Here is a 14,099-nt window from a genome sequence, read left to right on the forward strand (position 1 = left end):
TCAAACGAAGCGCGTTATTCCGCGCGCTTTTTCGAATCATCCAAGGAGAAGTCCATGAAAACGATCGCAATCGGCATGGCCGCGCTTTTGCTCGGCACCGTCGTGTCCTACGCCGCCGAGGCGTGGAAGGAAGCAGAAGTCGGCGGCACCAAGATTTACACCGACGCCAGCGGCATGACGCTCTACACCTATGACAAGGACGAGGCCGGCAAGTCGAATTGCTACGACAAATGCGCCGCCAATTGGCCGCCACTGAAAGCTGACGCCAACGCCAAGGCCGAGGGCGAATGGACGATCGTCGACCGCACCGACGGCACCAGGATGTGGGCCTATGAAGGCAAGCCGCTCTACACGTTCATCAAGGACAAGAAGGCCGGCGATGTCACCGGCGAGGGCGTCGGCGGCGTCTGGCATATCGCCAAAGCCGACTGAGCCTTGAGCCTCTGATCCGCTGTAACAGGCGGTAATACGGCTGGTCGCCGGGACGTTGACCCAACCACCCCGGCGGCCAGCTTTTCAGCACAGCAATTCCGTGCGACTGTCCGAGCAAATGCCGGGCTGCATATTGCGCAGTTCACAGCGTCTGTTCAAGCAGGGCTGGCGCGTGCTCGATGTTTCTCTTATATCCGCGGGAGAGTTTGTCCCGTTCTCCAGGATCAATTGCCGGGTTTGTCCAGCGATAGGCTGCCCATTTCCCTTGTCCAGGATTGCGGAAATCGCAAGGCGCGCCGTTGGGTTGCGCATTCGGTGCAGGGCCGCATTTTGACTGCTTGGCCTTGACCGGATGCAAAAGCGCGGCCATGTGAGCGACACATTGAATGAGATTTCGTCGCGCGCAGCGGAATTCTTCTGCCGCATCACAACTGATATGAGACCGTATGGACGTCGTCGTCGTCGAATCGCCGGCCAAGGCGAAGACAATTAACAAGTACCTGGGCAAGAACTACAAGGTTCTGGCCTCGTTCGGCCATGTCCGCGATCTACCGGCCAAGGATGGCTCGGTGCGCCCGGATGAGGACTTTGCCATGTCCTGGGCCGTCGACACCGCGTCTGGAAAGCGTCTCGCCGATATCGCCAAGGCAGTCAAGGACGCCGACGGGCTGATCCTCGCCACCGATCCGGACCGTGAGGGCGAAGCGATCTCCTGGCATGTCCTGGAAGTGCTGAAACAGAAGCGCGCGTTGAAGGACAAGCCGGTCAGCCGCGTCGTCTTCAATGCCATCACCAAGGCGTCGGTGCTGGAGGCGATGGCCAATCCGCGCCAGATCGATGCGCCGCTGGTCGATGCCTATCTCGCCCGCCGCGCGCTCGACTATCTGGTCGGCTTCACGCTGTCGCCGGTGCTGTGGCGCAAGCTGCCCGGCGCCCGCTCGGCCGGCCGCGTCCAGTCGGTGGCACTGCGTCTGGTCTGCGACCGCGAATCCGAGATCGAGCGCTTCATTCGCGAGGAATACTGGCAGGTCGCCGCCATCCTCGGCACGCCGCGCAAGGAAAATATCGAGGCGCGGCTGACCGCCTTCGAGCGCAAGAAGCTGCAAAAGCTCGACATTTCCAACAAGGCGCAGGCCGACGACATCAAAGCGATGCTCGAAGGCGCCAGCTTCAAGGCAGTGTCGGTCGAAGCCAAGCCGACCAGGCGCAATCCCGGCCCGCCCTTCACCACCTCGACGCTGCAGCAGGCAGCCTCATCGGGTCTCGGCTTTTCGGCCAACCGCACCATGCAGGTGGCGCAGCGGCTTTATGAGGGCATGGAGATCGGCGGCGAGACCACCGGCCTGATCACCTACATGCGAACCGACGGCGTGCAGATGGCGCCGGAGGCGATCTCTGCCGCACGCGATGCGATTGCCAAGGAATTCGGCCCTAAATACCTGCCTGAAAAGCCGCGCGTCTATTCCGCCAAGGCCAAGAATGCCCAGGAGGCGCACGAAGCGATCCGTCCGACCGATTTCATGCGCACGCCGGCTTCCGTCAGGCAGTATCTCGACGCCGACCAGGCGCGGCTTTACGAGATGATCTGGAAACGCGCCATCGCCAGCCAGATGCAGCCGGCCGAGATCGAGCGCACCACGGTCGAGATCGAGGCGATCAACGGTTCGCGTACCGCCGAGCTTCGTGCTGTCGGCTCGGTTGTTCGCTTCGACGGCTTCCTTGCCGCTTACATCGAGCAGAAGGAAGAAGATTCGGAAGACGAAGAAAGCCGCCGCCTGCCCGAGATCCGTGCCGGCGAGCAGCTCACTCGCGAGGCGATCAACGCCACCCAGCACACCACCGAGCCGCCGCCGCGCTATTCCGAGGCGTCGCTGATCAAGAAGCTGGAAGAACTGGGCATTGGCCGCCCGTCGACCTATACGGCGATCCTCAAGACGCTCGAGGATCGCGATTACGTCACCATCGACAAGCGCAAGCTGGTGCCGCAGGCCAAGGGCCGGCTATTGTCGGCTTTCCTCGAAAGCTTCTTCGAGCGTTATGTCGAGTACGACTTCACCGCTTCGCTCGAGGAGAAACTCGACGAAATCTCCGACGGCAAGCTAGCCTGGAAGGATGTGCTGCGCGATTTCTGGAAGGATTTTTCCGGCGCCGTCGCCGACATCAAGGAGCTGCGCGTCACCGACGTGCTCGATGCGTTGAACGAGGAACTGGCGCCGCTGGTGTTTCCCGCGCGCGAGGATGGCTCCAACCCCCGCATATGCCCGAAATGCGGCACCGGCAACCTGTCGCTCAAGCTCGGCAAGTTCGGCGCCTTCGTCGGCTGCTCGAACTATCCCGAATGCTCCTTCACCCGCCAGCTCGGTGACGCCGCCAATCCCAATGGCGAGAACGGCAGCGGCGAAGACGGCACCAAGGTGCTCGGCAAGGACCCCTATACGGCCGAGGAGATCACGCTGCGCAATGGCCGGTTCGGCCCCTATATCCAGCGCGGCGACGGCAAGGATGCCAAGCGCTCCAGCCTACCCAAGGGCTGGACTGTCGATTCGATCGATCACGAAAAGGCGCTCGCCCTGCTGTCGCTGCCGCGCGACGTCGGCAAGCATCCGGAATCCGGCAAGATGATTTCGGCCGGGCTGGGGCGCTACGGGCCGTTCGTGCTGCATGACGGCACCTACGCCAATCTCGACAGCATCGAGGACGTGTTCTCGATCGGCCTCAATCGCGCCGTCTCGGTGATCGCCGAGAAGCAATTGAAAGGCAAGGGCGGCCGCAATGGCGGCACAGCCGCTGCTCTGAAGGAGCTTGGCGAGCATCCTGCCGGCGGCGGCAAGATCGTCGTGCGTGACGGCAAATACGGGCCTTATGTGAATTTCGGCAAGGTCAATGCGACCCTGCCGAAGGGCAAGGATCCACAATCGGTGACGGTCGAGGATGCGGTGGCGCTGATTGCGGAAAAGGAAGCCAAGGGCGGCAATGGCGGCAGAAAGCCGTTCCGCAAAGCGGCCGCGCCTGCGAAGAAACCAGCAGCGGCCAAAAAACCGGTGGCCAGGAAAAAGGGATAGGACGGGTTGGCGCGCAAAGTCTCCGGAAGAAGCCACGGCGATCTGCGCACCGCCGATACCCGTGCCAAGGTCAGGGACAACTACCGGCCTTCGCGTGACGAGATACTGCGTTACATCGCAGAAAATCCGGACCGCGCCGGAAAACGCGACATCGCCAAGGCGTTCGCGCTGCGCGGCGAAGACCGTATCTGGCTGAAGGACATGTTGCGCGACTTGCAGGACGAAGGCCTGCTGACCAAGGAGCGCAAGCGGCTTGCCCGCGTCGGCGCCCTGCCCCACGTCGCGGTGTTCGACATCTTTGGCCGCGACGCCGACGGCGTGCTGCTGGCGCACCCGACCGAAGCGATCGGCAATGGCGAACCTCCGGTCATAGCGATCCGCGTGTCGCGCGGCGGCAATGGCCCGACGCCTGGCATCGGCGACCGGGTTTTGGCCAAGACCTTTCCAACCGACGATCCGGCAGGCCCGGCCTATACCGGCCGGGTGATGAAGATCTTCGAGAAGCGCACCGATGCGGTTCTCGGCGTTTTCCGTGTGCTGAAGGACGGCACGTTCCGCATCGAGCCGGTGGAAAGGCGCCAGCCGGAGCTGGTCGTCGACAAGGAATTCCAGAACGGCGCCAAGAATGGCGACCTGGTCGAGGTCGAGCCGGCGCGGGCCTCCCGTTACGGGCTGCCGAGAGCCAAGGTGCTGGCGGTATTGGGCTCCTTGACCAGCGAAAAGGCGGTCTCGATGATCGCCATCCACGCGCACGACATTCCGCATATTTTTCCCCCCGACGTCATCGCCGAGGCAGAGGCGGTCAAGCCGGCGACGCTTGCCGGCCGCGAGGATTGGCGCGAGCTGCCGCTGCTCACCATCGATCCGTCCGACGCCAAGGATCATGACGACGCGGTGTTCGCCATGCCCGACACCGACGAGACGAACGCCGGCGGCGTGATCGTCACCGTCGCCATTGCCGATGTCGCCGCCTATGTGCGCTATGGCACGGCGCTCGACCGCGAAGCGCTGAAGCGCGGCAATTCGGTCTATTTCCCCGATCGTGTCGTGCCGATGCTGCCGGAGCGCATCTCGAACGACCTCTGTTCGCTGCGCGAGGCCCAGGATCGTCCGGCGATAGCGGTGCGCATGACTTTCTCGGCTGATGGCCACAAACTCAGGCACTCCTTCCATCGCATCATGATGAAGTCGGCGGCGAAACTCGCGTATCAGCAGGCGCAAGCGGCGATCGACGGCGCACCGGACGACACGACTGGCCCGATCCTCGATGCGGTGCTGAGGCCGCTATGGGACGCTTACGCGATCCTGAAGCGCGGCCGCGACACGCGCCAGCCGCTCGAGCTCGATCTGCCGGAGCGCAAGATCCTGCTCAAGCAGGACGGCACCGTCGACAAGGTCGTCGTGCCGGAGCGGCTCGACGCGCACAAGCTGATCGAAGAGTTCATGATCCAGGCCAATGTCGCCGCCGCCGAGACGCTGGAGGCGAAGCGGCAGGCGCTGGTCTACCGCATCCACGATGCGCCTTCGCTCGCCAAGCAGGAATCGCTGCGCGAATTCCTGCAGACGCTCGGCCTGTCACTGGCGCGCGGTGCGCAGATGCGGCCGAACCAGTTCAACGGCATCCTCGCTCGCGTGCGCGGCGCCGACAATGAGGGACTGGTCAACGAAGTGGTGCTGCGCTCGCAGAGCCAGGCTGAATATTCGCCTGCCAATATCGGCCATTTCGGCCTCAACCTGAAGCGCTACGCGCATTTCACCTCGCCGATCCGCAGATATGCCGACCTGATTGTGCATCGTGGGCTGATTGCCGCACTCGGCCTTGGTCCGGGCGGCCTGACGCAGGACGAGGCGGAGCGGCTGGAGGAGGTCTCGGCGCTGATCTCGGCGACCGAGCGGCGCGCCATGGCCGCCGAGCGCGACACGGTCGACCGGCTGATCGCCGCCTATCTCGCCGAGCGCATCGACGACCGTTTCGACGCCCGCATCTCGGGCGTCACCAAATCGGGCCTGTTTGTCCAATTGCCGCAGTATGGGGCGGATGGCTTCATTCCGGTTTCAACCCTGGGCGGCGACTACTATATATACGACGAAACTGCTCGATCGCTTTTCGGAGAACGCACCGGCAAGGGCTATCAGCTTGCCGATCGCGTCGAGGTTCGCCTGATCGAGGTGGCGCCGATGGCCGGTGCGATGCGTTTCGAGATGCTGACCGAGCCAAAGCCGCTGCCCGGCTCCAAACGGTCGTTCCATAAGGCCAAAAGCCGCGCCCGGGCGTCGCAATCGCGTCCAGGCACACGCGGCAGGAGACGGTAATGCCAACAGAACTGCAGGTGGAAGAACGGGTCTTCGGCGGCGAACATCACTCGGGCCGGACCGCCCGGCCACTATTGACGGCAATGAAGCGCGGCATGCTCGGCCGCTGCCCGCATTGCGGCGAGGGAAAGCTGTTTCGCGCCTTCGTCAAGACCGTCGACAAATGCGGTCACTGCGGCGAGGAACTTCACCACCATCGCGCCGACGACCTGCCGGCCTATCTTGTGGTGGTCATTGTCGGCCATATCGTGCTCGGCGCCTTCATGGGTGTCGAGGCGACCTCGACGCTGTCGACCTGGCAGCACATTGCCATCTGGGTGCCATTGACCATCATTCTCGCCGTCGTCCTGCTGCAACCGGTCAAGGGCGCTGTCATCGGCCTGCAATGGGCGTTTTATATGCACGGCTTTGGCGGTGAAGAAGATCTGATCGAGTCGCATCCCGAGGCTTGAGACCGAGGCTGGCGCAAATCGGCATGGCTGGACGCCACTTTCGCATCGGAGAAGATTCCGCTAGGTCGAGCGCATGGACGTTATGACCAAGGCGGAAGTCGGCAAGGTTGAGCGGATCGCGCTCGACGCCAAGCCTATACGCCCGCGCGACGCCGCGACGCTGATCCTGCTCGACCGCAAGGGCGACGAGTTCCTGGTGCTGATGGGCCGGCGCCACGCCCGTCATGCCTTCATGCCGGGTAAATTCGTGTTTCCCGGCGGCCGCACCGATCCGGCCGACAGCCGAATTCCCGTAGCCAGCGCACTTCATCCTGACGAAGAAGCGAGATTGACAGCCAGCATCGGCCGCACCAGCCCGGCCCGCGCCCGCGCCATCGCCTTGTCGGCAATCCGCGAAACCTATGAGGAGGCCGGCCTGCTGATCGGCCAAAATGGCACCTTCGCGACCGCCAAGCGCGACTGGCAGGGCTTTGTCGAGCACGGCGTCATCCCATCACTGCAACCGCTGCGCTTCATTGCACGCGCCATCACCCCGCCCAACCGGGTGCGCCGCTTCGATACGCGCTTTCTCGCCGCATGGCGCGACGACGTCGCCGTGGAACTGCCCGGCGGCGGGCCGACCAACGAGTTGGAAGACGTCGTTTGGCTGCCGCTGGCCAAGGCCAGGCAAGTCGATATTCCAGACATCACGCGCACGGTCCTGGAGGAGCTGGAAACGCGGCTCGCCCAGGATCCGCTGCTGAGCCCCGGCGGTCCCGTGCCGTTCTACCGGCTTGTCCGCAATCGCTTCGTCCGCGAAATTCTCTAGAGCAGCCAGGCATTCCATGACAGTCGATACCCAGCCGCAGGGCAAGGAACGCGTACACTGGCTGCCGATGGTCGCGGCGATCTCGTCGATCAGCGTCGTCGGCATTGCCATCGGCCTTGGCATGCCGCTGCTCAGTGTGATCCTGGAAACGCGCGGCCATTCCGCGTCGATGATCGGTCTCAATACCGCGGTCGCAGGCCTCGCCTCGATTGCCGGCGCGCCGCTCGCCACCCCGCTTGCCATGCGATTCGGCGTCGCCTGGACGATGCTTGCCATGATTGCCGCCGGGGCGCTGGCTTTTGTCGGTTTCCATTTCGCGCCAGCTTTCTGGATGTGGTTTCCGCTGCGCGTCCTGCTGCATATCGCGCTGACGGTGCTGTTCATCCTGTCGGAATTCTGGATCAGCACCTCGGCGCCGCCGCACCGGCGCGGACTGGTGCTCGGCATCTATGCCACCGTGCTGTCACTCGGCTTTGCCGCCGGGCCATGGCTGTTCGCCCATCTCGGCAGCAGCGGTTTCCTCCCCTTCGGCGTCACCATCGCCTTGGTTACGCTCGCTGCCATACCGGTCCTGGCGGCGCGCAACGAAAGCCCAACGATCGTCTCCGACGGCGAAACCAGCAATTTCCTGCGTTATATCTGGCTGGTGCCGACGGCGACCGCCGCTGTGCTGGTGTTCGGCGCGGTTGAGACGGGCGGATTTGCGCTGTTCCCGGTCTACGGCAACCGCATCGGCTATTCAGAGGCGGACGCCGCCCTGTTGCTCACCATGATCGGCCTCGGCAACGTGCTGTTGCAAATCCCGATCGGCATGATCAGCGACCGCGTCAGCGACCGCCGCTATCTGCTGATAGCCTGTGCCACCGTCGGGCTTGCCGGCACAATCTTCATGCCGTTCTTCGCGCAGAACTGGCATTTGATGGCAGCGCTTCTGTTTGTCTGGGGCGGTGTGGTCGCCGCCATGTACACAATCGGTCTGGCGCATCTCGGCTCGCAGCTTTCCGGCCACGAATTGGCCTCCGCCAACGCTGCCTTCGTGCTCTGCTACGGTGTCGGCATGGTGCTTGGCCCGCAGGCAATCGGCATTGGCATGGATGCTTTCGGGCCCTCGGGCTTCGGTTGGGCGCTCGGCCTGTTCTTCGCCTGCTATATCGCGCTGGTCGGCACCAGGCTGCTCCGCAAAATCCTCTGAGGTCGGCGCCGCTGCCGACATCGCTCCCACTGCTGACTAACTACTGACACCACCATGTCAGGAGCGCTCGAGTATATGCTCCCTCAAAGTGCATGAGCAGGGAGACCTCGGATGATCGACAGTGGCTTTGAAACGAAATCGCTGCGGATGGAATTGCTGCTGCTGGTGACCTTTCAGGCGCCGGCCGCCGATGTCGACCGCATCATGGAGGCGGTGGTCGCAATCGCGGCGCTCAGAATGGGCAAGTATGACAGCAATGCCTTTCAGTCGGCAGACGGCATCGAGCGCTATCGGCCGCTGGAAGGTGCCGCCGCCAGCGCCGAGACGGAATTGCGCAGGCGGCCGGGGACTGTCGAGGTGTCGTTCGAACTGCCCGACGACCAGAAGCTCGCCGCTCGCGTCGTCGAAGCGATTTACCAGGTTCACAGCTATCAGGAGCCGGTGATCCGTATTCAGCCACTGCTTGCCAGCCGCTCCAAGGGTCTCGACGACCGCGCCAACCCGAACCGCTGGTGGAACACGACGGGAGACTGGAAGAAGGCGTTGCAGCCGGAAACCGTCGCGGCGGAGTGAGCGGAACCCGGTCGTATCTCGGTTTGAATTTGGCTGTCAGGAAGCCTGCCTATGAATGATGAAGCAAATCGCAAACCAGCAAGCGATCCCCAGGATCTGGTGCGGCTATTGGTCTCTCGCGAGCAAGCGGGAGACGCCGAAGGAATGGCTGCTCTTTACGAACCCGGTGCCATCCTCGATACCGGCAACGGACAGTTGGCCTGCGGCAGAGACGCCATCAGCCGATTTTACGCCAAGTTGGTGGCAGCGGGACGAAAGTTTGATCTCGGAGATCAGCGTCCGGCTATCATCAACGGGGATTTGGGGCTTACGTCCACGCGCCTTGCCGATGGCACCGTGACTGCGGAAATCGCTCGCCGGCAAAGTGACGGGAACTGGCTTTGGGTGATCGATCAGCCGTCCATCGCTCGATACTCATAGCCAGCATTCAAACTGAGACGCCACCCGGAGCCTGCTTACGACGGCCGAAGCCACACAGGAGCCTCATCCCCAGCCTCACTCGGCCGGCAATAAACCCGGACAACTCACGTGCTACCTAATCCGGACAACTCGCCTGCTTACGACACAGAACCTGGACAAGGGTTGACTTTCCGGGCGCGTTCTTTATGTGTCGCGGCAAGTTTCCCGCGTCCGGGTGTTTCCCCGTGCTCCAGCGGCCAAAACTCCACGAACATTAACGGACGAACATCATGGCCAAAGCCGCAAACATCAAGATCAAGCTTCTGTCGACCGCCGACACCGGTTTCTTCTACGTGACCAGCAAGAACAGCCGCACCAAGACGGACAAGCTGTCGTTCCGCAAATACGACCCGGTCGCCAAGAAGCACGTCGAGTTCAAGGAAACCAAGATCAAGTAATCCGGTTTTCTCTCGCAGTACCGAAACGCCGCCTTCCGGGCGGCGTTTTTCGTTTCGGGGATGCAGGACTAGCCGATGCGATCACCGCTTGCCGGATCGAACAGATGCAGCGACGCCGGCTCGGCCGACAGGCGCACGGCATCACCCGGTTTCACACTGGCCCGACCCATGGCGAAGACGCACACCTGCTGGCCGGCAAGCTTGGTGTAGAATTGAGTCGACAGGCCGAGCGGCTCCACTACGCCCACCTCGCCTTTCAGCGCGCCATTGTCGGCAAGCCGGATATGCTCCGGCCGTAAGCCGACGGTGATCGCATCGCCATCCCTGAGCGGCAACCCGTCCGGCAGCCGCAGCTTCTGGCCGTCGGCCAGTACGGAATCCGACTTGGCGGTCTTTTCAACCACGGCAGGCAGGAAATTCATGCCGGGCGAGCCGATGAACCCGGCGACGAACATGTTGACCGGCCGGTCATACAGATCGAGCGGCGCACCGACTTGCTGGACGAGGCCGTCATGCATGACGACGATACGGTCGGCCATTGTCATTGCTTCGATCTGGTCATGGGTGACATAGACCGAAGTGGTCTTCAATTGCTGGTGCAGCGCCTTGATCTCGGCACGCATATGGACGCGCAGCTTGGCATCGAGGTTCGAAAGCGGCTCGTCGAAGAGAAAGACTTTCGGGTCGCGGACGATGGCCCGGCCCATGGCGACGCGCTGACGCTGGCCGCCGGACAATTGCCGCGGCAAGCGTTGCAGAAGCGCATCGAGCCCGAGCCGCTTGGCGGCACCGTCCACCCTTGCATCGATCGCCGGCTTGCCGGCCTTCCTCAGCATCAGGCTGAAACCCATGTTCTTCGACACGTCCATATGCGGATAGAGCGCGTAGGACTGGAATACCATGGCAATGTCGCGGTCCTTTGGCGCGATGTCGTTGACCAGGCGCTCGCCAATATGGATTTCGCCGTCGGAGACCTCCTCCAGCCCGGCGATCATGCGCAGCAGGGTCGATTTCCCGCAGCCGGATGGCCCAACCAGGACGACGAACTCGCCGTCGGCGATTTCGAGATCGACCGCGTGCAGGACGCGCACGGCTCCATAGTCTTTGCGGACTTTGTCGAGAGTGACGGAGGCCATCGATCTATCCCTTGACGGCACCAGCGGTAAGGCCGGTGACGAGGTAGCGTTGCAGGAAGGCAAAGAACATGCAGACCGGGATCAGCGCCAGGATGGAAGCGGCCATCATCTGCCCCCAGTCGACCGCGAATTTGCCGATATAGGTGAGCAGGCCGACCGCGAAGGTCTTCTGGTCGTCGCTGGAAATCAGCATCAGCGCAAACAGCAACTCACTCCAGGCGGCGGTAAAGACGAAGCCGAGCGTCGCGCCCATGCCGGGCAGCGTCAGCGGCACGATCACCTTGCGCATCGCCTGCAGGCGCGTGCAGCCGTCGATCATCGCCGCCTCTTCCAGGTCTCGCGGAATGCCATCGAAGAACGACTGCATCAGGAAGGTTGCAAAGGCCGTATTGAAGGCGGTGTAGATGATGACGAGGCCGGTCAAGCTGTTGATGAGGCCGATCTGCCCCATGATGCGGTAGATCGGCGGAATGACCATCACCAGCGGAAAAGTCTGGGTGAGCAGAAGCAGAATGGCCAGGGTCGCCTTGCCGCGGAAGGAAAATCGCGACATGGCGTAGCCGGCCAGCGTGGCAATGACCGTTACGAAGGCCGCCGTCGACACCGAAACGATAACGCTGTTCAGGAAGTAGCGCGGGAAATCGGTGGCTTCGAGCACGGTGACGAAGTTCTGCAGCGTCGTCTGCGACGGCCAGAAAGTGATGCCTTCGGAGTAGAGCAGCCGCTCCGGCGTGACCGAGATCTTCAACGTCCAGAAGATCGGGAACAGCGCGAAGGCCATATAGGCGCCGATGGCGCCGTAAAGGCCGATGCCGCCGAGAACGCGCGAGGAGACGGAGCGTCCTGCAATCATCAGACGTGCCTCACCAGCGAGCGGCGTATGCCGATCAGTGCAATCGCATAGACGATGAGCAGCACAAGCAGCAGCACCGCCACTGCGGAGGCATAGCCCTTGTCCAGCGACTTGAACGCGCTGACGTAGATATAGACCGGCACTGTGGCGGTCGAACCGGCAGGCCCGCCTTCGGTCATGACGAAGATCAGGTCGGCGAAGGTGGCGATCCATATCGTGCGCAGCATGACGGTGATGACGATGGTCGGCGCCAGGAACGGCAGCGTCACCTTGGTGAAGCGCTGCCACGGCGAGGCGCCGTCGATCGCCGCCGCCTCATGCAATTCCGAGGGTATCGACTTCAACGCCGCCAAAAGTGTGATGGCAAAAAAGGGAATGCCGAACCAGACATTGGCGACGATCGGCCCCCACATGGCTGTCGAGGGATCGGAGAGCACGTTGGTCGGCTCGGCTTTCAGCCCCAATGCATAGAGCCAGTGGGGCAGCGGCCCGATGATCGGATTGAACAGCCAGGCCCAGGTCAGGCCTGACAGGAAGGACGGCACCGCCCAGGGCAGGAACACCACCGCCTGCACGATCTTTCTGCCCCGGAACGGCGTGTCGAGCAGCAGCGCCAGGCCAAGGCCGAGGAAGAACTGGAAGAACAGGCTGGCTGCCGTCCACCACAGCGTGTTGACGAGCGCCTGCGCGAGCACGGGATCCGACAGCATCGCCTGATACTGCCCAAGCCCGACATATTCGGATTTGAATGCCGAGAACTTGCGGAACGAGTAGCCGATACCGATGACCAGCGGCACCAGGAGCACGACGACCAGCAGCACGATAGCCGGGCTGAGATAGAGCCAGGGCTCGATCGCGGCATGGGATAGCCGCTTCTTTCGCGGTCGGCCGGCGGATCGTATTTCGGACACGGCATAGGTCATTGGTGCTGGATTGTCTCCTGAAGCAGCGTCGAGGACAGCGCCCTTCTCCCAGTTTACGGGAAAAGATGCCGGTCCACCCTCCGCAGCTGCTGCGGAGGACGGGCAGGCAGATGAGAGCCAGCACGAGCCACGACGGGTTGGCGCCGCCCCTCATCCGTCACTTTGTGACACCTTCTCCCCGTGAACGGGGAGAAGGAAGAAAAGCTATTTCTTGTTCTTGGCCAGCCAGTCCTGCTGTTCCTTGGTCAGGAACTTGGCCCATTCGTCGGCCACGTCCTTGGCCGCCTTCTGGCCAAGCAGCACTTCCTGAAAATTCTTGATCGCCACCTGGTCGACGAAATTGCCGAGGTTTTCCAGATGCGTCGGCGGCGTCACCATCTCGTATTTGTCGCCGTTGTTCAGTTCTTCGAACCAGCCCTTGAACTGCTCGGTCCTGAAGTGAGCGTCCTGGTCGGCGCCGTTGTGGATCGGAATGACGCCGACTTCCTTTGCCCATTCCAGATTGTCCTTGGGCGACAACAGCGTCGCCATCAGCTTCCAGGCATCGTCCTTGTGCTGGGAATTGGCGAACATGGCCCAGCCGGCATAACCGAGCGTCGGATAGGATTTGCCGCTCGGCCCGACCGGCATCGGCGCCACGGCGAAGTCGTCGGCGCTCATCTTGTCGGCGATGCCGAGGAGCGCGTCAGGATCCTGGTTCAACATGGCGCAGGTGCCGCTGTAGAAGCCGGTGACGGTCTCGTTAAAACCCCAGCTCACCGCATCTTTCGGCGCCAGGCCGTTCTTGTACATGTCGGCAAGCATCTGCAGGCCCTTGACCGACCCTTCCTCGTTGATGGTCGAGGTGCCGTCCTCGTTGAAATAGCCGCTCTTGCCGGCGGCGATGTTCATGAACATGTGCATGCCGTTGAAGGCGCCCGGGCCACCGCGCAGACAGTAGCCGTATTTGCCCGGTATCGCCGAGATCTTCTTGGAGTCCTCGACGAATTCGTCGAGCGTCGACGGCGGACCGTCCAGGCCGGCCTCCTTGAACAGCTTCTTGTTCCAGAACAGCGCGTTCAGGTAATAGCCGTAAGGGATCATGTACTGCTTGTTGTCGACCGTCGAGCCAAACTGCTTGGCACGCTCGCCCAGCGTCTTGGCATCGTCCCATTTGGCCATGAATGGCCCGAGATCCTCGAGCTGGCCGTTGGTTGCGTAGAGGCCCATCCAGCGTTCCGGCATCTCGACGATGTCGGGCGTGTCGCCGGCCTGTACCATGGTGAGGAACTTCTCGAACGCCTGGCCCCAAGGCAGCGATACCAGCTCGACCTTGACGCCCGGATTGGCCGTCTCGAACTCGGCGATCTGCTTCTTGAGGAATTCGGTACGCGGCGGGCTGGTAATGACCTCGACCATCTTGATCGTGGAATCGGCCAGCACGCTGCCGGCGGAAATCGCCAGACCCGCGACGGCACCAAGAAGGATGCTCAGTTTTTTCATGTTCAGCACTCCCATT

At 62.5% G+C, this 14,099-nt stretch carries 14 protein-coding genes; 9 read left to right on the forward strand and 5 right to left on the reverse strand.

Going from position 1 to position 14,099, the window contains the following annotated elements:
• Positions 1–54 precede the first annotated feature (54 nt).
• Positions 55–432, forward strand: coding sequence for a COG4315 family predicted lipoprotein (locus NKG95_RS27920; RefSeq protein ID WP_352587018.1), 378 nt, complete (start codon positions 55–57; stop codon positions 430–432).
• A 142-nt stretch (positions 433–574) separates the two neighbouring features.
• Here the strand turns inward: NKG95_RS27920 and NKG95_RS27925 are convergent, their stop codons facing one another.
• Entirely contained in the window at positions 575–802 is a 228-nt protein-coding gene (locus NKG95_RS27925) for a hypothetical protein (protein WP_023720101.1), read from the reverse strand.
• Positions 803–878: 76 nt separating this feature from the next.
• On the opposite strand from NKG95_RS27925, the gene topA reads away from it, so the two are divergent.
• From topA to rpmG, 8 genes are all read left to right on the forward strand, one after another.
• Entirely contained in the window at positions 879–3,494 is a 2,616-nt protein-coding gene (gene topA / locus NKG95_RS27930) for a type I DNA topoisomerase (protein WP_353043083.1), read from the forward strand.
• 6 nt (positions 3,495–3,500) lie between these two features.
• Positions 3,501–5,807 (forward strand): ribonuclease R, encoded by a 2,307-nt coding sequence (rnr, locus tag NKG95_RS27935; protein ID WP_502912587.1) that lies wholly within the window; start codon positions 3,501–3,503, stop codon positions 5,805–5,807.
• Complete coding sequence (locus NKG95_RS27940; RefSeq protein ID WP_352861314.1) at positions 5,807–6,259, forward strand: DUF983 domain-containing protein; 453 nt, start codon at positions 5,807–5,809, stop codon at positions 6,257–6,259. The genes rnr and NKG95_RS27940 overlap by 1 nt, the downstream gene beginning before the upstream one ends.
• Positions 6,260–6,332: 73 nt before the next feature.
• Positions 6,333–7,067: an NUDIX hydrolase gene (locus NKG95_RS27945; RefSeq protein WP_353043084.1), complete on the forward strand. Its 735-nt coding sequence runs from the start codon at positions 6,333–6,335 to the stop codon at positions 7,065–7,067.
• A gap of 16 nt (positions 7,068–7,083) precedes the next feature.
• The gene (locus NKG95_RS27950; protein ID WP_353043085.1) at positions 7,084–8,259 is read left to right on the forward strand and encodes an MFS transporter; all 1,176 of its coding nucleotides are present in this window, start codon (positions 7,084–7,086) and stop codon (positions 8,257–8,259) included.
• Positions 8,260–8,370: 111 nt separating this feature from the next.
• The gene (locus NKG95_RS27955; protein ID WP_353043086.1) at positions 8,371–8,832 is read left to right on the forward strand and encodes a YqfO family protein; all 462 of its coding nucleotides are present in this window, start codon (positions 8,371–8,373) and stop codon (positions 8,830–8,832) included.
• A 51-nt stretch (positions 8,833–8,883) separates the two neighbouring features.
• Entirely contained in the window at positions 8,884–9,252 is a 369-nt protein-coding gene (locus NKG95_RS27960) for a YybH family protein (RefSeq protein ID WP_353043087.1), read from the forward strand.
• Positions 9,253–9,521: 269 nt separating this feature from the next.
• Positions 9,522–9,689, forward strand: coding sequence for a 50S ribosomal protein L33 (gene rpmG, locus NKG95_RS27965; protein ID WP_006201775.1), 168 nt, complete (start codon positions 9,522–9,524; stop codon positions 9,687–9,689).
• Between the two features lie 68 nt (positions 9,690–9,757).
• Here rpmG and NKG95_RS27970 read toward each other — a convergent pair whose 3' ends face one another.
• From NKG95_RS27970 to NKG95_RS27985, 4 genes are all read right to left on the reverse strand, one after another.
• Complete coding sequence (locus NKG95_RS27970) at positions 9,758–10,825, reverse strand: ABC transporter ATP-binding protein (RefSeq protein ID WP_353043088.1); 1,068 nt, start codon at positions 10,823–10,825, stop codon at positions 9,758–9,760.
• A gap of 4 nt (positions 10,826–10,829) precedes the next feature.
• On the reverse strand, positions 10,830–11,678 hold the full coding sequence (locus tag NKG95_RS27975; RefSeq protein ID WP_023720109.1) for a carbohydrate ABC transporter permease: 849 nt from the start codon (positions 11,676–11,678) through the stop codon (positions 10,830–10,832).
• A complete protein-coding gene (locus tag NKG95_RS27980) occupies positions 11,678–12,601 on the reverse strand; it encodes a carbohydrate ABC transporter permease (protein WP_352814544.1) in 924 nt (307 codons plus the stop codon). The genes NKG95_RS27975 and NKG95_RS27980 overlap by 1 nt, the downstream gene beginning before the upstream one ends.
• Positions 12,602–12,805: 204 nt before the next feature.
• Positions 12,806–14,083 carry an ABC transporter substrate-binding protein gene (locus NKG95_RS27985; protein WP_353043089.1) on the reverse strand — a complete coding sequence of 426 codons (1,278 nt, stop codon included), beginning with the start codon at positions 14,081–14,083 and terminating at the stop codon, positions 12,806–12,808.
• Between the last annotated feature and the right edge of the window lie 16 nt (positions 14,084–14,099).

Origin of the sequence: Mesorhizobium sp. M1423 (genome assembly GCF_040317575.1) — a bacterium.
Classification (GTDB): Bacteria; Pseudomonadota; Alphaproteobacteria; order Rhizobiales; family Rhizobiaceae; genus Mesorhizobium.

Bases quoted from the DNA above. Each gene is read 5' to 3' on its own strand.
- NKG95_RS27920 (WP_352587018.1), top strand. From the start codon at position 55: ATGAAAACGATCGCAATCGGCATGGCCGCGCTTTTGCTCGGCACCGTC.
- NKG95_RS27925 (WP_023720101.1), bottom strand. From the start codon at position 802: ATGGCCGCGCTTTTGCATCCGGTCAAGGCCAAGCAGTCAAAATGCGGC.
- topA (WP_353043083.1), top strand. From the start codon at position 879: ATGGACGTCGTCGTCGTCGAATCGCCGGCCAAGGCGAAGACAATTAAC.
- NKG95_RS27940 (WP_352861314.1), top strand. From the start codon at position 5,807: ATGCCAACAGAACTGCAGGTGGAAGAACGGGTCTTCGGCGGCGAACAT.
- NKG95_RS27945 (WP_353043084.1), top strand. From the start codon at position 6,333: ATGGACGTTATGACCAAGGCGGAAGTCGGCAAGGTTGAGCGGATCGCG.
- NKG95_RS27950 (WP_353043085.1), top strand. From the start codon at position 7,084: ATGACAGTCGATACCCAGCCGCAGGGCAAGGAACGCGTACACTGGCTG.
- NKG95_RS27955 (WP_353043086.1), top strand. From the start codon at position 8,371: ATGATCGACAGTGGCTTTGAAACGAAATCGCTGCGGATGGAATTGCTG.
- NKG95_RS27960 (WP_353043087.1), top strand. From the start codon at position 8,884: ATGAATGATGAAGCAAATCGCAAACCAGCAAGCGATCCCCAGGATCTG.
- rpmG (WP_006201775.1), top strand. From the start codon at position 9,522: ATGGCCAAAGCCGCAAACATCAAGATCAAGCTTCTGTCGACCGCCGAC.
- NKG95_RS27970 (WP_353043088.1), bottom strand. From the start codon at position 10,825: ATGGCCTCCGTCACTCTCGACAAAGTCCGCAAAGACTATGGAGCCGTG.
- NKG95_RS27975 (WP_023720109.1), bottom strand. From the start codon at position 11,678: ATGATTGCAGGACGCTCCGTCTCCTCGCGCGTTCTCGGCGGCATCGGC.
- NKG95_RS27980 (WP_352814544.1), bottom strand. From the start codon at position 12,601: ATGACCTATGCCGTGTCCGAAATACGATCCGCCGGCCGACCGCGAAAG.
- NKG95_RS27985 (WP_353043089.1), bottom strand. From the start codon at position 14,083: ATGAAAAAACTGAGCATCCTTCTTGGTGCCGTCGCGGGTCTGGCGATT.